The sequence below is a fragment of the Mumia sp. ZJ1417 genome, assembly GCF_014127285.1.
GTDB lineage: Bacteria > Actinomycetota > Actinomycetes > Propionibacteriales > Nocardioidaceae > Mumia.
In genome coordinates this window covers 1,789,330-1,809,949 of the sequence record NZ_CP059901.1, presented here as the reverse complement: position 1 = coordinate 1,809,949, position 20,620 = coordinate 1,789,330, and the positions used below count along the sequence as shown (strand labels likewise).

Below are 20,620 nucleotides of genomic sequence, written 5' to 3'. Positions count from 1 at the left end.
CGTACGGGCGGGGATTGCACGCCCACCCGCGTCAGCGGGCCACCTCGATCGTGTGCGCGGCGCGGCGGGCCTTCGCCTCGAGGTAGCGCACGTTCGCGTCTCGCCGGTGCACCCCGGTCGGGACGCACGCGACCACGTCGATCCCGAGCCGTACGAGCTGGTCCGCCTTGTCCGGGTTGTTGGTCAGCAGGCGCACGGACGTACGACCGAGCGCACCGAGCATCTGCGCGGCGACCGTGTAGTCGCGTTCGTCCGCGCCGAAGCCCAGCGCGACGTTCGCGTCGTACGTGTCGAGGCCGGCGTCCTGCAGGAGGTACGCGTCGAGCTTCGCGTAGAGCCCGATCCCCCTGCCTTCCTGCCGCAGGTAGAGCAGCACTCCCCCGGCAGCGGAGATCTGCGCGAGCGCCTCCGCGAGCTGCGCGCCGCAGTCGCACCGTTCGCTCCCGAGCACGTCGCCGGTCAGGCACTCGCTGTGCAGGCGTACGAGAGGTGGCTCGCGGTCGGGGTCACCCAGCTCGACGGCGAGGTGCTCGCGTCCGTCGACGAGGCCTTCGAAGGTCACCAGGCGGCCGCGTACGGTCGTGCCGTCCGGGAGCGCCAGCGGGACCGGGACGCGTGCGCGGACGCCCGCGGGCGGGGGCCTGCCGCTCACGCCGCCTCACCCCGCTCGGACAAGGCGTAGCGGACGAGCACGACGTCGTCGAGCGTCCTCGTCTCCACCAGGCGTGCACGATGCTCGTTGCCCCAGGGGTAGTCCCCTTCGTCGACCCAGCGTCGTGCCCGTGGGTCACCGAGGAAGAAGGGGGCGACGACCAGCTGGAGCTCGTCGGCGATCCCCTCGGTGAGGAACTGCGTGTGGACGGTCGCGCCGCCCTCGACCATCAGCCGCCGCACCCCCCGCTCGTACAGGTCCTCCGCGACGTGGCGCATCGTGACCGGTTCGCCGCCGTCGACGACGGTGGCGAGGTCGCCGAACGCCTGGCGTCCCTCGTCGACCCGCAGGCTCGGGCAGTAGACGAGCTTCTCGACGTCGCCGGTGGTGAAGAACGCGCTGGCCGGATCGAGCTTGACATGCCCGCTCACGGTGACCTTCTTCGGTGAGTCGGTGGCTCCCCGTCGACGGCGACCGTCGATCCTCTCCCGCGCGCGGACGAGCAGGCGCGGGTCGTCGTTGCGTACGGTGGCCGCGCCGACGAGGATCGCGTCGCTCTCGGCGCGGATGCCGTCGACACGGTCCACGTCCGCCGGTCCGGACAGGTGCAGCGGGTGCTCCCCTGCGTCGTCGAGGTAGCCGTCGAGCGTGATTGCGCACGACAGGATCGTGTACGGGACCTCGTTCATCGCACCGCTCCCGTCATCGGAGAAGGGCCCGGGCGGATCCGCCCGCGTGCATCGCTGAGGAGGACGGCGATCCCGGGAGCCGTCGCGACGAGCGCCAGCAGCCCGTATACGACGGAGACCTCGACCCCTTGGCTCGCGCCGAGCCCGCCCGCCGCGAACGCCCAGGCGGCGACGCCCTCGCGGGGACCCCAACCCGCGAGACTCATCGGGACGGACGCGGCGAGCAGGACGAGAAGGGCGGCCGGCAGCGCGTCCGTCGCGGCGACCTGCGGCGCGGCGATCCGGACGGCGACGAGGAAGACGGCCACGTGCCCGCAGAAGGCGAGGACCGACAGCCCGACGAGCTGCACGGTGGGCGACGGACGGTGCAACACCCGGCGTACGTCGCCGGCGAGGACGCCGCGCCAGGAGCCGGGCAGTACGGCGACGACCGCCGCGGCAGTCACGAGCACCGCACAGACGACGGCTGCGCCGACGACGAGTACGGCCCCGAGTGCCGACCGCAGCGGGGACGGCACCGCCACGAGCACGCCGGCCGCGACCACGACGCACACGGCCTGCCCCGCGAACCGCTCCCACGCGACGGTACGAAGGCCACGAGCGGTGTCGTCGGTGTCGCGGCCGTGGACGAGCCCTCGATGGACGTCGCCCGCGACCCCGAGCGGAAGGGTCACGTTGAGGATCTGGGAGCGGTAGTACGCGACCACGGCGTCCTTGAGACGGATCGAGGCCCCGAGCTCACGCGACACGACCTGCCAGCGCCGCGCGGCGCAGACCGTGCTCAGCGCCGTGAGGACGAGCGCGGCGAACACCCCGGCAAGCGCCGCCGACGACTGCGTCGTGGCGCGGAAGCCGTCGAGGAAAGGGACCGTACCGACGTGGGCGACGACCACGACGAGGACCGCCGCCGGGACGAGGGGCTTGAGGATGAGCGCCGCCCGCCTCACGACGGCACCGCCCCTCGGCGCTGAACGCCCTCGAGGACGGTGGAGACGGTCTCCGCGGTCGCGTCCCACGTCGAGAGCGTGTCCCGCCGTGCCCGCGCGTGCCGCCGCAGCCACGTGCGCAGGCCGACGTCGGTCAGCCAGCTCCGGAGTGCGTGGGCGAGCGCCACCGGGTTGGCCGCGTCGACGACCAGGCCCGGCGCCGCTCCGTCCGCCGTGCATCCGAGTGCCTCCTCGACGCCACCGACCGAAGCCGCGACCACCGGCACCGCGCGGGCGAGCGCCTCGGTGACCACCATCCCGTACGACTCGGCGCGCGAGGGCAGGACGAGCAGATCGGCGGAGGCGTACTCGGCGGCGAGCCGGTCACCTCTGAGCGGTCCGGTCCAGGTCACACGCCCGCCGAGCCCGAGCTCGCCGCTGCGGCGCATGACCGCTCGGCTGTACGGAGGCTCCACATCCCGCGAGCCGACCATGCGGCACCCCCACGCCAGGTCCGTCAACGACCCGAGCGCATCGACGAGATCGTGCTGGCCCTTGGCCGCCGAGACCGCACCGACGCACAGGAGGCGGCCCCCGTCCTCCGTCCCCCGATGCGCAAGCGACTCGTCGACCCCCGGCCACGCCACGTGGAGGTGCTGGGGAGCGAGTCCGTACACGTTGGTGATCCGGTCGGCCGTCCACTGGCTCGTCGTCACCACGGCGGCAGCGGACGCGAGCACCGCGCGCTCGTCGCCGTCCGGCCCGATCGGCTCGTGCAGCAGCACCACCACGTGCAGACGGCTGGCGTTCGCGCCGACGACGGCACCGGCCCCCCGCGTGACGAGCCCGTCGGTGAGCACGAGACTCCCGTCCGGGATCGACGCGAGGACCTCGCCGAGCGGTGCTCGCACCGGATGCTCGCGCAGCGACCACCCGCCGGCCTCGAGCGCGCCCGCCAGCCGACGGTCGTACACGTTCCCCCCGCTCGGTCGGTGCGGGTCGTCGATACCGTCGGGGACGACGAGGTGGACGACGGTCATGGCACGTCCAGCCCTCGCTCGTACGTGGCCCACGCGGTCGGCGACTCGCGCAGGGTCACGACGAGCCCGTCGAGGTCCGCCCCGGGGCGGCCGAGCGCACCGTCCGCGACCTGCAGCGCCAGCCGGTCGGCGAGCAGCCGGGCCAGGACCTCCGTGGTCGTGTTGGTCCCGGCGAGCTCCGGCTCGTCGTCCAGGTTGCGGTAGTTCAGCGCCGCGAGCGCCGCGTGCAGCACCTCGGCGGCACGACCGAGGTCCACGACCACCCCGTCGTCGTCGAGCGTCGCGGCACGAAAGGTCGCCTCGACGACATAGGTCGCGCCGTGCAGCCGCTGGGCGGGACCGAACACCGCCCCGCGCAGGCTGTGGGCGACCATGACGTGGTCACTGACCGTCACGGCGAACATCACGCGCCGCCGATCTGGTCGACGCTCGCGCGATCGACGCTGGCGTACTCGATGACGTGGCACAACGGCGCGCCTGCCCCGGAGACCAGGCGCGCCATCGTCACCGGCAAGTCCTCGAACCGCGAGCGGCCCGTCAGCAGCACGTCGAACGCGTCGTCGTGCAGCAGCTCGAGGGCAAGGCGGAGACGATCCTGCGTCGAGCGCCGGTGGGCGCGCGCGGGTGAGACCGTTCCGACCTGGCTGGAGCGGATGCTCAGCCGTCGGGAGTGGAAAGCGCCGCCGAGACGCAGCTCGACGGATGTGTCGCCGTACCAGCTGAGGTCGACGACGGTGCCGTCCGTCGCAAGGAGGTCGAGAGCGCACTGGAGTCCAGCGGCGGTGGCACTCGCATGGAGGACGAGGTCGTACCCGCCGCCCGCCGCGTCCGGTGCCGCGAACCCTGCTCCCAGCGCCGAGGCCGTCGACGCCCGGTCCGCAACGGTGTCGACGAGCGTGACCTCGACGCCCGGGATGCGGGCGAGGAGTCGAGCGACGCAGCACCCGACCATCCCGGCGCCCACGACAGCGATCCGGTCCCCCATGAGCGGGCGCGCGTCCCAGAGGGCGTTCACCGCCGTCTCCACCGTCCCGGCGAGGACGGCCCGCTGCGGCGGCACGCCCTCGGGGACGACGGCGACGGCCGCAGCGGGCGCGACATACGCGGTCTGGTGCGGGTACAGGCAGAAGACCGTCCGGTCTTGCAGCTCGCTGGGCCCGCGCTCGACGACGCCGACGTTCAGGTAGCCGTACTTCACGGGGCCGGGGAGCTCGCCCTCCTGGAAGGGGGCGCGCATGGTCGCGTACTGATCGGGCGGGACCCGTCCCCCGAACACCAAGGCCTCGGTGCCCCGGCTGATGCCCGAGCGCAGCGTACGCACGAGGACCTCGTCGGCTCCAGGCTCGCGCAGGCGGGCGTCGCGCAGCTCTCCGACACCGGGCTTGCGCACCCAGAACGCCTGCGCCTGCTTCGTCACCGGAGGGAACCTCCCTTGCCCTGCTGGACACCGCCCGATTGAACCGATCCGTCATCGCGACCGTTTCTGGTCATGTACCGAGGAACACGGAGGAGCCGTGCCGGAGGTTCAACGTTGGCCGTGGGTCGGCCTGACCGCATCGCTGCTGATGGTCGTGCTGCTCGACCTGCGGGTCGGGCTCAGCGAGGTGGGCTGGGTCGGCGGCGGCGTCCTGGCGGTCGGGGTCGCCGTCCTGCTGGGCCGCGCTCTCGTACGGACGCGGACGCGGCGGTTCGGGTCCGCGAACGCGGTCACGCTCTCCCGCTCGGTCCTCACCGTGGCGGTGGCCGCGCTCGCCGTCGGTACGGATCTGCGGGGTCGCGCCCTCGTCGTTCTCGTCAGCCTCGCGGCACTCGCCCTCGTGCTCGATCTCGTCGACGGCCGCGTCGCGCGCCGTACCGGCACCGTGAGCACCCTCGGCGCCCGGTTCGACATGGAGGTCGATGCGCTGCTCGTCCTCGTGCTGAGCGTGGCCGTCGTCCGGTCCCTCGGCTGGTCCGTTGCCTGGGTCCTGGTGATCGGGGCGGCGCGCTACCTCCTGCTGGCCGCGGCGGCCGTCCTCCCCTGGCTGCGTGAGCCGACCCCCGTACGCCCGTGGGCGAAGGTCGTGGCGGCTGTCCAGGGTGTCGCCCTCACCGTCGTCGTCGCGGGAGTGCTGCCCCGTACGGTCGCGCTCGGCGTGCTGGTCGCGGCGCTCGCTCTTCTCTCCGAGTCGTTCGGGTGGCAGGTGCGCTGGCTGTGGCGGCACCGCGCCCGCGGTCGTACGGCCCGTCCCGCGCCGGCAGTCGTCGCACCGGCAGCGACGGCGGCGGCAGCCCTCGTCGTCTGGGCCGCGCTCGTCCTTCCCGACCGCGCGACCGATCTGTCTGCCTCGAGCCTGCTGCGCGTCCCGCTGGAGGGGGCGGTGCTCCTGGGGTTGGCGGTGCTGGTCCCGCCCCGCGCCGCCCGAGCAGCCGCGGTCGGCGCTGGGCTCGTGATCGCTGTCGTGGTCCTGCTCAAGGTCCTCGAAGGGGTGTTCTGGGGCGTCTTCGACCGCCCGTTCGACCTGCTCAACGACGGCTACTACCTCGGGCCCGGCTTCGGCGTGCTCGTGGACTCGATCGGCAGAGCCGCGGCGGTGGGCGCCGTCGCCGCACTCGTGCTGGCCGTCGTCGCGCTCGCGGTGACGCTGCCGTGGAGCCTGCTGCGCCTGGCCCGCGTGGCCCGCGGACGGCGAGCGCTGGCGCTCGGTGTCGCTGCGCTCATGGCGCTGCTCTGGGTGGGCGCGACCGTGACGGGTGCGCGGATCCCCGGCGGCGCCGGTGTCGCGACCGCCTCGACGACCACGGCCGCATACGACCAGGTCACGCGCCTGCGCGCGGACCTCGCTGACCGCAAGGCGTTCGGTGCGGCGATCCGCCACGATCCGTACGCGAACGTCCCACCCGACCGGCTGCTGACCGCCCTGCGCGGCAAGGATGTGCTCCTCGTCTTCGTCGAGAGCTACGGCCGCGTCGCCGTCGAGGGCTCCCGCTTCTCGCCGGCGGTGTCCTCGGCGCTGGTCCGGGGGACACAGCGCCTCACGGCGGCCGGGTATGCGACGCGCAGCGCGTACCTCACCTCGCCGACCTTCGGCGGAGGGAGCTGGCTGGCCCACGCCACGATGCAGTCCGGGCTCTGGGTCGACAGCCAGCAGCGCTACGACCAGCTGTTGAGCACGCGGCGCCTCACGCTCAGCGCGGCGTTCGGCCGCGCCGGATGGCGCACGGTGCTCGACGCACCTGCCACGACGCGGCCGTGGCCGCAGGGCGCGCGCTTCTACGGCGTCGACCGGCTGTACGGCGCAGCGGACGTGGGCTATCGCGGCCCCGCGTTCAGCTATGCGACGATGCCCGACCAGTACGTGCTCGCCGCGCTGCACCGCCTCGAGCTGGCAGGCAAGGATCGCCGACCGGTGATGGCGGAGATCGATCTCGTCTCCAGCCACCACCCGTGGACCCCGCTCCCCCGCATGGTCGGCTGGGACGAGGTCGGCGACGGCTCGGTCTTCGACGACATGCCGTCCCAGGGCCTGTCACCCCGCCAGGCCGTCGGTGATCCCGACCGGGTCCGAGAGCTCTACGGCCGCTCGATCGTCTACAGCTGGCAGGCGCTCGTCTCCTACCTGGACCACTACCGCGACCCGAATCTGGTGGTCATCGCTCTCGGGGACCACCAGCCGCACCGCTCCGTGAGCGGCCGCGACCCCGGGCGCGACGTCCCGGTCTCCGTGATCGCGCAGGACCCCCAGGTCCTCCGCGCGATCACGGGGTGGGACTGGCGGCCCGGGCTTCTCCCCGCTCCGGACGCGCCCGTCTGGCCGATGGACCGCTTCCGCAACACGTTCCTCAGAACATTCAGCCTCGAGGGAAGGAACCCGTCATGAACATTCGCATCGTCGCAGCACTCACCGTGCTCGTCTCCGCAGTCGTCCACCTGCGGTTGTGGCTGGACGGCGTCAAGGACCAAGGGACGGTCGGCGGCCTGTTCGTCGTCAACGTCGTCGCCGGTGTCGTGATCGCCGTCCTGCTCGTGACCTGGAAGCACTGGATCCCGCTGTTCCTCACCGCCGGCTTCGGCCTCGCGACGCTCGTGGCGTTCCTGATCTCTGCGACGGTCGGCCTGTTCGGCGTCGAGACCGGCTGGAGCTGGTACGCATGGGTGGCCGCGATCAGCGAGGTGCTCGCCGTGATCCTCGCCGTCGCCGCCGCCTCACGCGAGGGCTACCTCTCACGCGGGGGTACGCAGCACGGCGGATCCGTCGGCGTCGCGCACCTCCACTGACGCGATGTCGGCACGCGGCGTCGCGGTGGCTGCCGTCAGGTGCATCGTCTTGCCCGGCAGCCCCCGCCACGTCGCCACATGCTCTTCCTGTCCGTCGCGGGTGAGGACGACCAGTGCGTACGTCGCCGCACCGCCGTACTCGCCCTCGTACGGTCCTGCCGTCGGATAGCTGCAGGTGAGCGCCAGCTTCGTCCCCCACGCGACGGTGCTCAGCGCGAGCTGCGCCGTCATCGAGGTCTCCTCCTCGGCCGGCACCATCGGCGTGCCCGTCGGCTCGGTGGTGGGCTGGCTCGTCGGCTCGGTGGTGGGCTGGCTCGTCGGGGGGTTCTGCGCAGCGGGCTCGTCGCGGCTCCCCCACTGCGCCCCGGCCGCGAAGCCGCCGGCCACCACCGCGACCGCAGCGGCTGCGGCGATGCCGACGCTCACCCACCGACGCCGCTGCCGCTGCCGTGCGGCGAGCGCCAGGACGGTCGGCCGCAGGCTCTCGGGCAAGGGCTCGTCCGTCTCGGGCGGGTCCCAGACGTCGACGGGCACCTTCGACAGCAGCCCGGGAAGTCCGGCGAGCTCCTGGACCGCCTGCTGGCACGCCTCGCACCCCGCGAGGTGGTTCTCAAACTCGAGCCGGTCCGCGGTGGACAGCGATCCCAGGACGTACGCACCGTCGAGATGCTCGTAGGGACACGTCATGCCGTCACCCCTCTCTCTTCGAGCGCGAGGCGCAAGGCCCGCAGAGCGTAGTGCGTGCGCGACTTCACGGTCCCGGTCGGCACCCCGAGGCGCGTGGCGGCATCGGCGACCGACGCGCCCCGGAAGTAGCACTCCACAAGGACGGCGCGGTGCTCGTCCGACAGCTGTGTCAGCGCATCGGCGACCATCCAGGAGGTCAAGAGCTGGTCCGTACGATCCGACTCGCCGGCGTCGGGCACGTCCGCGACGACGACCTCACCTCGCACTTTCCTCGCCCTCCAGTCGTCGATGACGATGTTGCGCGCCACGGTGAACAGCCACGCGCGCACCGAGCCCTGAGAGCGCTCGAGCGTCGGCGCTGCACGCCAGGCGCGGAGCAGGGTCTCCTGGACGACATCCTCCGACCGTGCCCGGTCGTACCCGGTCAGACGCAGGCAGAACCGCCACAGCGCCTCCGCATGGGCGTCGTGGAGCCGCTCCATCACCGCGTCGGGGCTCTCGGACATGACACCTCCGCCCTCTACCACGTCCTGGGGGGCCGGATGGTTCACAGCAGACCACGTCGACGCCGCCGACGTCGAGGGCGCTCAGGCGTCGGCGAGCACCTGCGCGAGCGTGTGCTCGCCGATCGCGCGCAGCATCGGGGCATCGTCGGACGAGGTGACAAGCAGGGTCCCGAACAACGCTGCCCATGCGAGAGCACGGTCCCAGGTCGCGTCGTCGGCGTAGCCTGCCTCCGACACGCGCCGGCGGAACACCGCCCGGTCCCGCGGCCCGAACGTCAGCCACGCCGTCGCGAGGTCACTGGCGGGGTCGCCGGACGTGACGTCGCCGAAGTCGATCACCGCGGAGAGCGTGGGCGACCCGTCCGCGGACGGCGCGGCCAGCAGGTTCGCCGGGTGCAGGTCGCCGTGGACCCACAGCGCGGGCCCGTCCCAGGGCGGCGTCGGCAGGAGCCGGTCCCAGAGGGCGAGGAGCACGTCGGCGTACGGCACGTGGCCGGTCGCGAGCCGTTCGCGCATGCCGTCGTCGCGCGCAGAGAGCGGCACTCCCCGGTACGCGCTCGCGGGCGCCTCGGCAGGAGCCGGACGGTGCAGCGCGACCACGAACGCGGCGAGCGGCTCCATCAGTCCTCCGCGCTCGCCGAGGGTCAGGTCTCCCACCGCCTGCCCGGGGAACCACGGCACGATGCTCCACGCCCACGGGTACGCCGGCCCGCGGGTGCCGTCACTCGGCTTCCCGGTGCGTACGGGCGCGGGGACGCGGGCCGGGAGGTGCGGCGCGAGGACCGGCAACCACTCCTGCTCGTGGCGGACGAGGGCGGCTGCGAGCGCACGGCGCGGCATCCGGAGCGCCAGCGTGTCACCGAGCCGCAGCACCACGTTGTCCCAGCCGTTCGCGACGACCCTCAGCGGGAGGGCCGCGAGGTCGGGATGCTGGGCCTCAAGGAGGCCTCGCACGAGCGGCACGGTGACGTCGATCTCGGCGGCAGGCATCGGGGGCACCGGTCGATGGTAGGCCGCATGATCCACCACTGGAGACACACGCACTGGACCACTGACCCGGACAACCGCCATCCTGGTCCGCATGAGCGACGACCCTGCGACCGTGAGCCCGGGAGGGGTCACGTACGGCAAGCGCGCCGCGCACCTTCCGCCGAGCAGCGCGGGTCCTGACTGGCCATACCCGACCTGCGTCCGGTTCTGCGCGATACCCCACGAGGTCGGCGCTCCCTGCCGGTCGTTCGGCGAGGAGGTCTTCCTGAGCCTCAGCGGCGTCGATCCTGAGACCGGCGAGCCCACCTTCGCGCTGGTCTTTCCCGGCGGACCGGGCACTCCCGAGGTCATCCTGACGGCCTACCAGGCCTCTGTCCTCGCTGCGGAGCTGTCGCCCGAGAGCCTGCGCTGACGATCCCGGCCGCTCAGTGCTGGTGCTCGGCGGGGTGCCCGGGCAACGGCGCCTCGCCGCCGACCACCCCGTACGAGAGCGCGAGCGAGAGCAGCCCCAGACCGACCACGACGAGCGCGCCGTCCGCTCGTGAGACGTTGCCGCCGCGTCGGCGCTCGACCACGCCGAGCACAGTGGCAAGGGCCATCACGACGAGTCCGTGCCCGATCATCACCGCCGTCATGAGCACCCAGCACGTCGCGACGCACCGCCTCGCGGTCGCCATGCCATAGCGGGCGCAGTCACGATCAGCGCGCCACCCACGCGGCGCGAGCGGCCTCGTCATGGCGCACTGGCGCACGAGGCGTTGGCGGCCAGGAGCGACGTACGCCACCACCGCGACCGCGAAGCCGACCACGATCGCGGGGCGCCACCCGATCGCGGTGGCCAGGAGTCCCCCGAGCGTGATCGTGACGGCAGCGACGACCGTCCACACCGCGAGGTAGCCGACGAGATAGGCGACCGCGGCCCGGTAGCGCCGCGGCCAGAGGCTGGTGTGCGCGACATGGGCGACCTGCGGCAGGACGAACGGCACCATCATCGCCGTCGACATCACCGCCGCGTGCGACAGCGCGTGCAGCGGAGGGTGGACCTCACCCGACCCGAAGAAGTGGCCTGGCTCGCCCAGCCCGACGGCAAGCAGCGATGCCCATGCCGCGGCAGCGAGCGCCACGGCACACCACTCGGGGTGGTACCAGTGCGTCCGTACAACGAGGCCGGCCGTGCTCATGAGTAGAAGAGGCTCACGCGGCCGACCGAGATGTCACCTTCCTCCGTGCGGCCCGACTTGTCGGGCAAGGGCGTGAACGCCACGGTCAGCTTCTTGGGGTCCCACTGACCGGCTGCGGACAACGCCTTCACGATCTTCGTGATCTCGAACGTCGCGTTCTTGCCGCTGCCGCTGTGGGTGTCGCTTCGCCGCGATGCCTCGATGACACCGAACATCGGCAGCTGACCGACCTCACGATCAGGGAACTCCGTCGCGCGGGTACCGGCCGGCACGTTCACGTGGACGAGGACGGGACCCGCGCTGAGCCGGGTCGCGGTGATGTTCTCGAGCCGGAGGAAGACCCGGGAGCCGGGCGGCACCGTGCCGGCCTCGTCGACGAGGCGCGCGAGCGGACCACGCGGCGCGCTGACGTCGATCGGCACCGAGGACGGGCCGGACCGGATCGGCACCGGGCCGCTCGATGCTCCGACCAGCTCAGGAGGACGCGTCTCCTCCTCGCCGAACTCTTCCCCCTCGCCCGTCGGCTCGCCGAACGCCTCCCGGGCGCCCCTCTCGGGCATGTCGGAGTAGCGATAGCCCAGCGGTGGCCGACGAGGGTCGATCACCTGCTCGGTCGTCATCGATGTCGTCGTCCCGCCGGTTCCAAAGACCCATCGAGCGTCTCGCCACTGCCGCTCCCGCGGGTTGCGGCGGCGGGGCTGTCGCAACCACACCTCCCACAGCCGGTCGATGTTCGCGTGGTGCAGCCAGAACACGGGGTCCTGCCCTGCCGTCTCGAAGCGTGACATCAGACCCAGCGGGACCCGGCCGCCGACCGCGACGTGCACGTCTCCGTGCGGCGTCGCCTCGAGCGTTCCCGCACCGGGCCCATTCTCATGGGTCCCCACCGGCGCCGTCCGCCCCCCGAACGCCGGGAGGAACCGGTCGCTGAACGACGTCTGATCCATCGCGCCCTTCACGGCGACGTCCCGAGGGTCCATAGGATCCCCGCGTCTGATCGACTCGCTGCGCAGGCGGACCATCAGGGGGTTGTCGACGTTGTCGGGCGTCCGCGCGGCGAGGAACGCCGGTGGAAGCTTCCGGACGTCGGGACGGCTGGCGTCGCTGTAGTTCCAGAACGGTAGCGCCCAGCCGTTCGGGCCACCGAGCCGCACGATCTCGTCGCGGACGATGCGCTCGAAGTGGTAGAGATACACGCGATGCCACGGCAGGAAGTGCCAGCTCTCGTGCTCGCACGTGTTCCAGCGCGCCCCGGACGGCCAGGCGGACCGCGAGATGTCGGTCCCGTGGGTCTCGGCCAGGTGCCGCCAGCACCGTGGATCGGGGAAGCTCCCCGAATCGCGGGCCTGGAGCGCGGCGACCGCGCGGGCGTACCAGAGGATCGTCGGGTGCCACACGTTCGTGGCGCTCAGCGTCCAGACGTCCTCGCGGACCCGCACGGCAGGGGCGGGCGTGGGAGTCGGGGTCGGGGTCGGGGTCGGGGTCGGGGTCGGCGTCGGTGTGGGTGCGGGTGTCGGGGTAGGCGTGGGTGTGGGCGTCGGCCCGGGCAGCGGCGTCACCGCCAGCTTCTCCAGCTCCGGCCAGGTCTTCGGCCCGATCACTCCGTCACGGACCAGCCCGCGGCAGGCCTGGAACATCTTCGTCGCGAGCTCGGTCCCCTGCCCGAACCGGCAGTCGACGACCAGCGGGTCCTGCCCGATCGCCTTCAGCTGCGGCTGGAGCGACGAGATGTACTGGCGCGTGGCCTGGCTCGTGTCCGAGCACGCCGGGGTCCCTGCACGCCACGAAGAGAGAAACCGGTTGAGCAGGTGCTGGGCGTAGCCGACCGCAGGGTTGCGTGCCCGAGACGCCGAGGTGCTCCGGTGGAGCAGCGGCCGCGGGCCCACAGGAGCGGCGGGAGGGCCCTCGCCGGGTGCGCACCGGTGCGGCCCCCACGTCTCTCCCTCGGTGGTGGGCGTCTCGGTCCACTCGGTCTCCGTGCCCCACTCGGTCTCGGTGCCCCACTCCGCCTCGGGGGCAGACTGGGTCTCGGTCCACTCCGCCGCGAACGGGCTCTCGTCGAACCACTCACGCGTCGCGGGGTCGGCCTCGGTCGTCTGCCACGGCGCCTCGTCCTCGTGCATGATCCACCCCCGTCATCGCTTCGGCAGCGGACGCGGCGCCGCCACGACCTGAACCGGCGTGGGCCGTTCCTTGAGGTTGCGCCCTGATGCGGCCGCCCACTCCGTGATCACGCGGCGCACCTCGGTGCCGAGCGGCACCGCGCCCGCCGGCAACGGCGGCAGAGCCGGCGGCACCGTGCTCTGGTAAAGCAGCCATGCCCGCCCGCTGTCGGTCACCCATCCCGCCTCCAGCGCGCGCAGCACGAGCGAGAGCTCCTGCGCCATCGCAAAGAACGAGTTCGCACGCGAGTGTGGCGGCAGGCCGACGCGCTCCCCGATCACCCGCAGGCGATCGGCCGCGCTCGTCGCCTGGGCCCGCAGGTCGATCACGACGGGCGTGTTCGACCCGAGCGTCAGCTCGACCCACCCCATCGCGGTCGTCGCGGCGAGCTCCTCGCGGCTCAGCAGCGCGTTCTGGCGCCGCGATCGCAGCATGAAGCCGAGCTGCTCGGCGAGCCGATAGATCCGGTCGTCGTCGGTGGTGTTGCCCGCGACCAGGTTCCGGACGTTCTCGATCGCCCGCCACAGCTCGTACAGGAGCTCCTCGAGGAGCGCGACGAACGTGCGGTTGGACGCCTCGGCCTTCTCGTACGGGTACGGGGCGTTGGTGTCCGTGCCGTGGGCGAGGTCCATGCCGAACATCCGGTAGTACGCGTTGCGGCGTACGGCCTCGGCGTCGGGACGCACATTGCTGGTCGACAGCCACGCGGAGACCGGGTTGTGCGCGTTGAACAGCAGCGCCTCCGTCGCGTCCAGCCAGCGCTGGGTCGACACGGAAGGGATGCCGAGGCCCTCACCGCCACGGAACGCCCGGACGACACGCGCGAGGATCTGCGCGGCCCGCGTGTTCTCGATCGCGTACGCATAGATCAGGTGGTCCCAGGCCGGCTGAGCCAGCATCGGGACGGTGCTGAACGCCCCCTCGGTGAAGAGTGCCACGCGCGCCGGACCCGCCGGAGCAGGATTGGGCGCCCACGGGTTCGCGGCGTCGAGCACCTGCTCCATCCGCCACACGAGGTCGAGCGGGTCGGCCGTGATGACCTGGCCCTCGGCAACCGGACCGCCGCCAAGCTGTTGGACGAGCTGCGTGATCATGCCACCTGCTCCTCGTCGTACTCGCCGTAACCAGCGTCGACGACCGGCTGAGCCTGCCCGATGAACAGCACCGGCTCCTCGAAGTCCGTCGACAGCTGCTGGAAGTTGGAGTCCCGATCTCCACCGAGCGCCCCACGGATGAGGACCACCGCCTCGGCGACGCCGGGCTCGAGCTCGAGCGCCGTGGACGGCGGAACGATGCTGCGCAGCGGGCCCATCACCTCCGCAATCTCGGCGAGCCCGATCGCCAGGCCGTCGAGCCCCGCGATCCCGCCGAGCGTCGTCCACACCTTCGTGAGCTCCTCGGCGGTGCTCTGCTGCATCATCTCCATGGCGTCGAGGAGCGCCTCCGTACGCTCCTCGATCGCTGCCACCGACGACGCCAGCGTCTTCATCGTCGGGTTCCCGGTCGCCTTCTTCGCCACGTCTCTCACCTCCGTCGGCCGCTCACGCGGCTACGCTCTGTTGGCCGGTCATCCAGGTCCTGGCCCGCGAGATCCACTCGCCTGCCCGCTGGGGGTTCTCCGCCTCACGCAGCCCGGCCAGCGCGATCAGGCGGATGCCGTCCGTGCGGCGCCAGTGCGGCGACGTCCACAACGACGGTCCCGCCGTACGTTCAAGCTCCGCAAGGGCGCTCGGCGACACGCGCGAGGCGTCGACGAGGGCGCCGATGGGCCGGTCGCGGAACCCCGGGACGCGGCTGTCGAGGCACGTGGCCGCGAGGGCGTCCATCCGCCGGTGCGACCGCAGCAGGAGCGGGACGGTCGCCGCCTCCGCGCGGCTCGGTGGGTACGTCGTGAGGACTGCACGTTCCAGCCGGTCCCACGGGCCCGCTCCGTAGACGTGACGGCACATCGCGCAGCCCAGGAGCGTACGCAGCCAGCCGATCGGGTGCGGGTCGCCGAGCGGCCAGCGGAAGAGCGTCCGCTCGTCGGCGACCACGTCGTGCAGGGCGGCGACGGAGGCGTAGCCGGTGAGCACGAACGCGTACACGTCTGCGGCGATCTCGCTGCTCCACGGCTGCCACATCGCGCGCAGTGCCGGGTCGTCGGCCAGGGTCTCCCCGAGGGCCTTCCCGAGCGCGTCGTTCCACCCCGAGAGGTGGGCGACCTGATGGCCGGCCTCGTGGAACAGCGACGTCGGGCGGTAGAGGTTGTGCCGCACGATCTTGACGGCGGCGACGGGATTCACCGTCCCGGGTGCCCACAGACGGATGCCTACCCGCAGGATGCTGGCGCCCAGGCCCTCACCGAGGTACGTGAGCACCGGCGGGACAGGCAGGCCCAACGGTCGGAGGACCTGCTCGATGCTCTGGTAGGCGACGGAGTCGAGGAACTGCAGCGCCGCGCGCAGGTGGGTGCTCGTGCGGGTGTTGACGGCCTGTCCGAAGAAGTCGAGCGTCGTCTCCACCTGGACGTAGCGGCGGCGGAACTGCTGGACCGCTGCCTGCGCCTCGGCGAGGGCGGACGGGTCGAGGCGGCTCGCCCGCACCGCCGCCGCGCTCGTGCGGCCGGCCTCGAGCAGCTGCTCGACCGTACGAGCAAGCTCGCTGCGCACCGGAACGCCGATCGAGTGCTCGAGCGACTCCCACGCGTGCCGCGACGCGAACTCCTCTGCGTCGACGAAGCACTGCGCCGCGCCCAGCCAGTGGCCGAGCTGGCGCTCCAGCTCCTCGGCGATCAGGCGGTGCTCGTTCACGGCTTGGCCCTCCCCGGCGTGACGGTGACGGTCACGGCAGAGGGCGCCGCAGGTGCGGCAGCAGGTGCGGGTGGGGCGGGCGACGCCGCGGGTGCGGTCGGCTCAGCGGCCGGCGCCGTCGGCGCGGGGGCCGCCGCGTCGTCGTCTGCTTCGGACGCGGTCGGCGGAACGCCCCTGGCGTGCACGGTCACCGTCACGCCGCTGGCGGGGTCCTGGGCCGCTCGGACGAACTCGTGTCCACGCGTCCGTGCCCACTCCGCCAGCGCCTTGGCGATGCTCGCCCTGACCCGGCGACCGGGCCTCGGTCCCGCTCCTCGGAGGGCGACCCGACCGCGGCCCCGACCGCGGCCACGACCCCGGCGGCCCGATGACCGGCGCCTGCGCGCGGCAGCGCCGCCGGTCGCAGCGAACGCAGCCCGCAGCAGCGCCCGGAGCAGGGTCGTTCCCCCACGCCCCGCGGACACCGAGGCGGCGAGCCGCTGGGCGTCCGCCTCGGAGAAGTACAGCGACAGCCGGAGGTCCCCGCGCGCCTCGTCGGTCCGTACCCGCTCGTCGCTGGGCCGGGTCGCCTCGCCCGTGGTGGTCGGCGCTACCGGCGCCTCGACCTGACCGACGGGTTCGAGGTGGAAGAAGCGCTGCCCGACCGAGATGCGGTGGCGTGACTCCAGGAACCGCGCAGGGACGTCGACACCGAGCCGCGGCTCGCGCAGCAGCAGCCCTGCCGTCTGGACGGTCAGCGCGTGGAGCTGGTGGTGGGCACCGCGCGGGAACGCGGCCCCGCCGATCCGCTCCAGGCGCGCCAGCCGGGTCAGCGTCGTCCCGGGCCCCGACTCGAACAGGTGGACACGGAACCTGCCCGGCAGGCTGATCCCCGCCGCGCGCAGCGCCGCATCGAGCTTCACTCCCTCGAACGTCGTGATCGAGGCCGCGACGGCCACGGTCAGCTCGATCTCGGGGACGCGCGAAAACTTCTTGTACGCGTACGCCCTGCGCGCGTGCCGCACCACGAACGACCCGCCGAGCGACGGCGCGATCTGCAGGTCGGGGCGGACGAGCGGGGTGGGGAAGTTCGCAGCCACCGCCTGCTCGAAGGCCTCCGTGAGCGCGACCTGGAGCAGGTCCTCGTCCTCGAAGAACTCCGCGGGCTGCTCCGAGAGCCGGCGCACGGTGTCCTCGACCGTGGCGGCCAGGGTCGCCGGTGCGGCCTCCTGCTCGAGCTCGCCCGGACGTCCCTGCTCGAGCCCGATCACGCGCAGGCCGACGTCGACGATGGCCGACGAGAGTGGTCCGGACATCTTCGGCCCGACCCACTGGCTGATGAGCTTCGCGAGGAAGCCCGACAGGAAGCCGACCACCTTGGGACGCCCGACGAGGCGGATGCCGAGCCGAAGCGCCGGAAGGATAGCGGGGATGAACTGGTCGATCGCCGGGGTGAGGTCCTCGCCCTCGGGCGCCGCCTGAAGCCGGTCGATGAACGCGCTGCGCGCCTCGGCGAGCATCTCGAGCTCGTCGGACGCCGCAGGCGCGGCACCTCGCTCCTGGTCGTGCCCGAAGCTTTCGCCCTGCTCGAGCGCTTCGCCCCCGAGCACGGACTCGGCCAGCGCCGCGTCCAGCGACTCGGCGAGGGTCTCCGGGTCGCCCACAGCGACCGGCGTAGGCGCGAACGACTCGCCGAGGAACTCCTCCTCGGCCTCGCTCTCCACCAGCTCCTCGGTCTCCTTCTGTCCAAGACCGAAGCGCTTGGCCAGCGCACGCGCGGGTTCGTGGAGGGCGGCAGGGAGCTTGTTGATCGCGATCGCCAGCACGCGCTGCAGCAGCGGCCGTACGAGCGCCTTGAGCTTGTTGAGGATGGGCCCGAGAATCGGGAGCGCGGCCTTCGCGATCTTCCCTGCGGTCTTCACGACGGTCTTGACGACGCTCTTGGCCTTCTTGATCAACCCGCCGATGAATTCCTCGCCCGCCGGGGTGACACCGAGCGCGCCGACCTCGAACCGGTCGAGCAGCTCGTCCAGCTGGTCCGGCGCCAGGCCCTCCAGATCGAGGTTCTGGACATGGTCGGCGAAGCGCTGGACGCACCGTTCCGCCTCGGACCCGACCGGCGCGAGATGGGCGTCCGCGAGCTGCTGACGCTGCTCGGCGAGCTGCATCGGCTGTTCTCCGGCGAGCCGGGTGTCGGCCGCCTCGGCCGTCTCGGCGATCAGCTCAGCGAGCGCCTCGTCGAACTGCTCGTCCCGGATGCTCTCGAAGGCCTCGGCGATGAGCTCGCCGGCCTCGCCGTCGCCTTCGTCCTCCATGCCGAAGGCCTCGGCGAACGGCGTCGTCACCTCGGTCCACGGCATGAACCCAAGCGTCGCGGGCGGTGTTTCCGTACCGACCGCACCTTCGGAGAACGGCGTCTCGACCTCGAACGCCTCTGCGGTCTCGCCGATCACGGTCATCGCGCCCTCCCAGAGCTCGTCGTTGCCGACACGCACCAGCCTGCGAGGTGCCCGTACCCGCCACGCTCCCGTCGCCGCTCCGTCTGCGGCCCTGTCTCGTACCCGCTGTCGCCGCTGCCTCGTCCGTGCAGCGTCCCGCCGCCGTAGCCGGCCCCGTACCCCGTACCGTCCCGTGCAAGCAGGCCCGGCGACATTGGCGGCGGCGCGAGCCCTCGGAGGCCCTATGCTCGTGGGGTCGAAGACTTGTCGCGCAGACCGCCCGCGCCCGTCTCCGCCGTCGCGTGTCCCCCCGACGCCTCGTCCGGACGCGCCGCGGACTCAGGAGCAAACCGGTGGCCAGCTCGTACGGAACGCGTCGCGTCGGCGTCCTCGGCGGGCTCGGGACGCGGCCCGTCGAGCGGCTGTCAGGCGCAGGCCGCCGTGTGCTCGCCTACCTGGCGGTGAAGGGTCCCCGGACGAACCGGCTCCTCACGGGCACGGACCTGTGGCCTGAGGTCTCCGAGGCCCGCGCCCGGGCGAACCTGCGCCGCGCGCTGTGGCAGCTCCCGCGCCGCTGGGTACGTCCCGACGGTCTCGAGCTGGAGCTCGAGGCCTCGGTCGACCTCCTCGACGCGCGCCGGGTGGCCGATCAGGCGCTTGCCGACACGCCTGTCGGCGCCGACGGGGTGGAGATGCTGAAGCACGACCTCCTGCCCGGCTGGTACGAGCCCTGGGTCCTCGACGAGCAGGACCAGTTCCACCTGCGACGGATCCAGGCGCTCGAGGCCGTGTGCCGGACGGCGTCCGAGGCCGGGGCGTACCCGCTCGCGACCGGTGCCGGCCTCGCCGCCGTGTGCGCCGAGCCGCTCCGCGAGTCGGCCGTGACGGCGCTCGTCGAGGCGCTCGTACGGGAGGGGAACCGGGTCGAGGCCGCACGACGGTTCCGCGCGTACGCGCTACGGCTCCGCCAGGAGATCGGCGCCGCCCCCGGTGACGACTTGGTCGGCCTCGTCCGGCCGTTCCTGCGCCGCCGTCCGTGACCACTCGCCGAAGTGCGCGCGGCGAGACAGACTGAGGCGATGGACAGACGTCGTACCGCCATTGCCGTGGCCGTCCTCGCCTCGACCGCGTTGCTGCTGCCCGAGGGGGCGGCCGCCGAGCCGCGAGCAGCCTCGCCGACATCGTCCGCCGCCCGGGCCGCGCCGATGCGTGTCTCGACCGTCCTGACGGGCCTGGACCACCCGTGGGACCTCGCGTTCGTCTCCTCGTCTCAGTTCTTGTTCACCCAGCGGGACCGCAAGACGATCTCGCTGGGGACGACCAGCGGCGCCAAGCGGGTCGTCGGGCGGGCGGCCGGCATCTGGGCCAGCGGCGAGACGGGGCTGATGGCGCTCGAGCTCGCGCCCGACTTCGCCCGTACGGGCACCTTCTACACCTGCCACGGCTACCGCTCGGGAGCGACGAAGGACGTCCGGGTCGCCCGCTGGCGCCTGAACGCCGCCCGGACGAGCGCGCGGCTCACCAAGACGATCGTGCGCGGCCTGCCCGCGACCAGCGGCCGTCACGGAGGATGCGCGCTCGCCTTCGGCCCCGGCGGCGCGCTGTTCATCGGCACCGGCGATGCGGCCGTCGGGCGCAACGCACAGCGCCTGCGGTCCGGCGGCGGCAAGGTCCTGCGGGTCAACCCTCGTACGGGCCGCGGGCTGCGGAGCAACCCGTACGCGAAGTCCCGCTACGCGATGAAACGGCGCGTCTTCACGTACGGTCACCGCAACGTGCAGGGCCTCGCGCGGCGCGGCAACCGCATGTGGGCGGTCGAGCAGGGGTCGTACCGCGACGACGAGGTCAACGCGCTCTTCCGCAAGGGCAACTACGGCTGGAACCCGGTCCCGGGCTACAACGAGTCCGTCCCGATGACCGACCACGGCCTGCCGGGCAAGCAGCGCAGTGCCCGGTGGCGCTCGGGCGGCTCCACGCTGGCGACCACGGGTGCCGCCTGGCTGCGGGGATCGGTCTGGGGCAACCGGTCCGGCCGCGTGCTCGCCGTGACGGCGCTGAAGGCCGAGCAGATCCGGCTGCTGCGCTTCGACAGGCGTGGACGGCTGCGGGGGCAGTCCATCGCGCTGCGGGGCCAGTACGGCCGGCTCCGCGCGGTGACCGTCGGGCCCGGCGGCGCGCTGTACGTGTCGACGTCGAACGGTGGCGGGAACGACCGCATCCTGCGGGTCCTGCCGAGGTGACGCCAAGCGATGTCCCCGGCGGTTACCCGCTGGTACGCTCCGGGGTGACCCAGGCCACACCTGCGCCCCAGGAGCTTCC

At 72.7% G+C, this 20,620-nt stretch carries 20 protein-coding genes; 5 read left to right on the top strand and 15 right to left on the bottom strand.

The genetic code is table 11. The features are described 5' to 3' along the window. Positions 1 to 31: 31 nt before the first annotated feature. Genes ribA through H4N58_RS08640 form a run of 6 tightly spaced genes read right to left on the bottom strand, consistent with a single transcriptional unit; the run spans position 32 to position 4,724 of the window. Positions 32 to 652 carry a GTP cyclohydrolase II gene (gene ribA / locus H4N58_RS08665; protein WP_167251828.1) on the bottom strand — a complete coding sequence of 207 codons (621 nt, stop codon included), beginning with the start codon at positions 650 to 652 and terminating at the stop codon, positions 32 to 34. Beyond that, complete coding sequence (locus H4N58_RS08660; RefSeq protein ID WP_167008799.1) at positions 649 to 1,341, bottom strand: RibD family protein; 693 nt, start codon at positions 1,339 to 1,341, stop codon at positions 649 to 651. The genes ribA and H4N58_RS08660 overlap by 4 nt, the downstream gene beginning before the upstream one ends. After that, positions 1,338 to 2,288, bottom strand: a complete 951-nt coding sequence (locus tag H4N58_RS08655; protein WP_243845169.1) for a lysylphosphatidylglycerol synthase domain-containing protein — start codon at positions 2,286 to 2,288, stop codon at positions 1,338 to 1,340. Before H4N58_RS08655 ends, H4N58_RS08660 begins: the two co-directional genes overlap by 4 nt. Then, positions 2,285 to 3,307, bottom strand: coding sequence for a glycosyltransferase family 4 protein (locus H4N58_RS08650; protein ID WP_167008796.1), 1,023 nt, complete (start codon positions 3,305 to 3,307; stop codon positions 2,285 to 2,287). Before H4N58_RS08650 ends, H4N58_RS08655 begins: the two co-directional genes overlap by 4 nt. Beyond that, positions 3,304 to 3,711, bottom strand: coding sequence for a 6-carboxytetrahydropterin synthase (locus H4N58_RS08645; RefSeq protein ID WP_167251829.1), 408 nt, complete (start codon positions 3,709 to 3,711; stop codon positions 3,304 to 3,306). The genes H4N58_RS08650 and H4N58_RS08645 overlap by 4 nt, the downstream gene beginning before the upstream one ends. After that, positions 3,711 to 4,724 (bottom strand): zinc-binding alcohol dehydrogenase, encoded by a 1,014-nt coding sequence (locus H4N58_RS08640; RefSeq protein WP_167251830.1) that lies wholly within the window; start codon positions 4,722 to 4,724, stop codon positions 3,711 to 3,713. The genes H4N58_RS08645 and H4N58_RS08640 overlap by 1 nt, the downstream gene beginning before the upstream one ends. Before the next feature lie 97 nt (positions 4,725 to 4,821). On the opposite strand from H4N58_RS08640, the gene H4N58_RS08635 reads away from it, so the two are divergent. Both H4N58_RS08635 and H4N58_RS08630 read left to right on the top strand, forming a co-directional pair. Next, positions 4,822 to 7,167, top strand: coding sequence for a CDP-alcohol phosphatidyltransferase family protein (locus H4N58_RS08635; protein WP_208322954.1), 2,346 nt, complete (start codon positions 4,822 to 4,824; stop codon positions 7,165 to 7,167). Next, a complete protein-coding gene (locus H4N58_RS08630) occupies positions 7,164 to 7,565 on the top strand; it encodes a hypothetical protein (RefSeq protein WP_167251831.1) in 402 nt (133 codons plus the stop codon). The genes H4N58_RS08635 and H4N58_RS08630 overlap by 4 nt, the downstream gene beginning before the upstream one ends. Here the strand turns inward: H4N58_RS08630 and H4N58_RS08625 are convergent. The 3 genes from H4N58_RS08625 to H4N58_RS08615 all read right to left on the bottom strand — a co-directional run bounded on the left by H4N58_RS08625 (position 7,512) and on the right by H4N58_RS08615 (position 9,748). After that, positions 7,512 to 8,252: an anti-sigma factor gene (locus H4N58_RS08625; protein ID WP_167008784.1), complete on the bottom strand. Its 741-nt coding sequence runs from the start codon at positions 8,250 to 8,252 to the stop codon at positions 7,512 to 7,514. The two genes, H4N58_RS08630 and H4N58_RS08625, sit on opposite strands and share 54 nt — an antisense overlap. Continuing rightward, on the bottom strand, positions 8,249 to 8,758 hold the full coding sequence (locus H4N58_RS08620; RefSeq protein WP_167008781.1) for a sigma-70 family RNA polymerase sigma factor: 510 nt from the start codon (positions 8,756 to 8,758) through the stop codon (positions 8,249 to 8,251). The genes H4N58_RS08625 and H4N58_RS08620 overlap by 4 nt, the downstream gene beginning before the upstream one ends. Positions 8,759 to 8,839: 81 nt before the next feature. After that, on the bottom strand, positions 8,840 to 9,748 hold the full coding sequence (locus tag H4N58_RS08615) for an aminoglycoside phosphotransferase family protein (RefSeq protein ID WP_167009347.1): 909 nt from the start codon (positions 9,746 to 9,748) through the stop codon (positions 8,840 to 8,842). A 91-nt stretch (positions 9,749 to 9,839) separates the two neighbouring features. On the opposite strand from H4N58_RS08615, the gene H4N58_RS08610 reads away from it, so the two are divergent. Then, on the top strand, positions 9,840 to 10,160 hold the full coding sequence (locus H4N58_RS08610; protein ID WP_167008778.1) for a hypothetical protein: 321 nt from the start codon (positions 9,840 to 9,842) through the stop codon (positions 10,158 to 10,160). Positions 10,161 to 10,173: 13 nt separating this feature from the next. Here the strand turns inward: H4N58_RS08610 and H4N58_RS08605 are convergent, their stop codons facing one another. From H4N58_RS08605 to H4N58_RS08580, 6 genes are read right to left on the bottom strand one after another with little or no spacing between them, the layout of a single operon-like run. Further along, complete coding sequence (locus H4N58_RS08605; protein WP_167251832.1) at positions 10,174 to 10,929, bottom strand: DUF2182 domain-containing protein; 756 nt, start codon at positions 10,927 to 10,929, stop codon at positions 10,174 to 10,176. Continuing rightward, a complete protein-coding gene (locus H4N58_RS08600) occupies positions 10,926 to 13,052 on the bottom strand; it encodes a tyrosinase family protein (RefSeq protein WP_167251833.1) in 2,127 nt (708 codons plus the stop codon). Before H4N58_RS08600 ends, H4N58_RS08605 begins: the two co-directional genes overlap by 4 nt. A gap of 12 nt (positions 13,053 to 13,064) precedes the next feature. Beyond that, the gene (locus tag H4N58_RS08595; protein WP_167008769.1) at positions 13,065 to 14,186 is read right to left on the bottom strand and encodes a hypothetical protein; all 1,122 of its coding nucleotides are present in this window, start codon (positions 14,184 to 14,186) and stop codon (positions 13,065 to 13,067) included. Next, positions 14,183 to 14,611, bottom strand: coding sequence for a hypothetical protein (locus tag H4N58_RS08590; protein WP_167008766.1), 429 nt, complete (start codon positions 14,609 to 14,611; stop codon positions 14,183 to 14,185). The genes H4N58_RS08595 and H4N58_RS08590 overlap by 4 nt, the downstream gene beginning before the upstream one ends. A 22-nt stretch (positions 14,612 to 14,633) precedes the next feature. Further along, on the bottom strand, positions 14,634 to 15,884 hold the full coding sequence (locus H4N58_RS08585) for a hypothetical protein (protein ID WP_167251834.1): 1,251 nt from the start codon (positions 15,882 to 15,884) through the stop codon (positions 14,634 to 14,636). Further along, positions 15,881 to 18,358 (bottom strand): hypothetical protein, encoded by a 2,478-nt coding sequence (locus H4N58_RS08580; protein WP_167251764.1) that lies wholly within the window; start codon positions 18,356 to 18,358, stop codon positions 15,881 to 15,883. Before H4N58_RS08580 ends, H4N58_RS08585 begins: the two co-directional genes overlap by 4 nt. A gap of 296 nt (positions 18,359 to 18,654) precedes the next feature. Between H4N58_RS08580 and H4N58_RS08575 the strand changes: the two genes are divergently transcribed. Together H4N58_RS08575 and H4N58_RS08570 are read left to right on the top strand one after the other, a co-directional pair. Further along, entirely contained in the window at positions 18,655 to 19,341 is a 687-nt protein-coding gene (locus H4N58_RS08575) for a BTAD domain-containing putative transcriptional regulator (RefSeq protein WP_167251835.1), read from the top strand. Positions 19,342 to 19,380: 39 nt separating this feature from the next. Continuing rightward, entirely contained in the window at positions 19,381 to 20,541 is a 1,161-nt protein-coding gene (locus H4N58_RS08570) for a sorbosone dehydrogenase family protein (RefSeq protein WP_167251836.1), read from the top strand. The last annotated feature ends 79 nt before the right edge of the window (positions 20,542 to 20,620 follow it).

What these genes read in the sequence shown, in the direction of transcription:
- H4N58_RS08660 (WP_167008799.1), bottom strand. Translation starts at nt 1,341, where the DNA reads ATGAACGAGGTCCCGTACACGATCCTGTCGTGCGCAATCACGCTCGAC.
- H4N58_RS08650 (WP_167008796.1), bottom strand. Translation starts at nt 3,307, where the DNA reads ATGACCGTCGTCCACCTCGTCGTCCCCGACGGTATCGACGACCCGCAC.
- H4N58_RS08645 (WP_167251829.1), bottom strand. Translation starts at nt 3,711, where the DNA reads ATGTTCGCCGTGACGGTCAGTGACCACGTCATGGTCGCCCACAGCCTG.
- H4N58_RS08630 (WP_167251831.1), top strand. Translation starts at nt 7,164, where the DNA reads ATGAACATTCGCATCGTCGCAGCACTCACCGTGCTCGTCTCCGCAGTC.
- H4N58_RS08625 (WP_167008784.1), bottom strand. Translation starts at nt 8,252, where the DNA reads ATGACGTGTCCCTACGAGCATCTCGACGGTGCGTACGTCCTGGGATCG.
- H4N58_RS08620 (WP_167008781.1), bottom strand. Translation starts at nt 8,758, where the DNA reads ATGTCCGAGAGCCCCGACGCGGTGATGGAGCGGCTCCACGACGCCCAT.
- H4N58_RS08615 (WP_167009347.1), bottom strand. Translation starts at nt 9,748, where the DNA reads ATGCCTGCCGCCGAGATCGACGTCACCGTGCCGCTCGTGCGAGGCCTC.
- H4N58_RS08610 (WP_167008778.1), top strand. Translation starts at nt 9,840, where the DNA reads ATGAGCGACGACCCTGCGACCGTGAGCCCGGGAGGGGTCACGTACGGC.
- H4N58_RS08605 (WP_167251832.1), bottom strand. Translation starts at nt 10,929, where the DNA reads ATGAGCACGGCCGGCCTCGTTGTACGGACGCACTGGTACCACCCCGAG.
- H4N58_RS08600 (WP_167251833.1), bottom strand. Translation starts at nt 13,052, where the DNA reads ATGCACGAGGACGAGGCGCCGTGGCAGACGACCGAGGCCGACCCCGCG.
- H4N58_RS08595 (WP_167008769.1), bottom strand. Translation starts at nt 14,186, where the DNA reads ATGATCACGCAGCTCGTCCAACAGCTTGGCGGCGGTCCGGTTGCCGAG.
- H4N58_RS08570 (WP_167251836.1), top strand. Translation starts at nt 19,381, where the DNA reads ATGGACAGACGTCGTACCGCCATTGCCGTGGCCGTCCTCGCCTCGACC.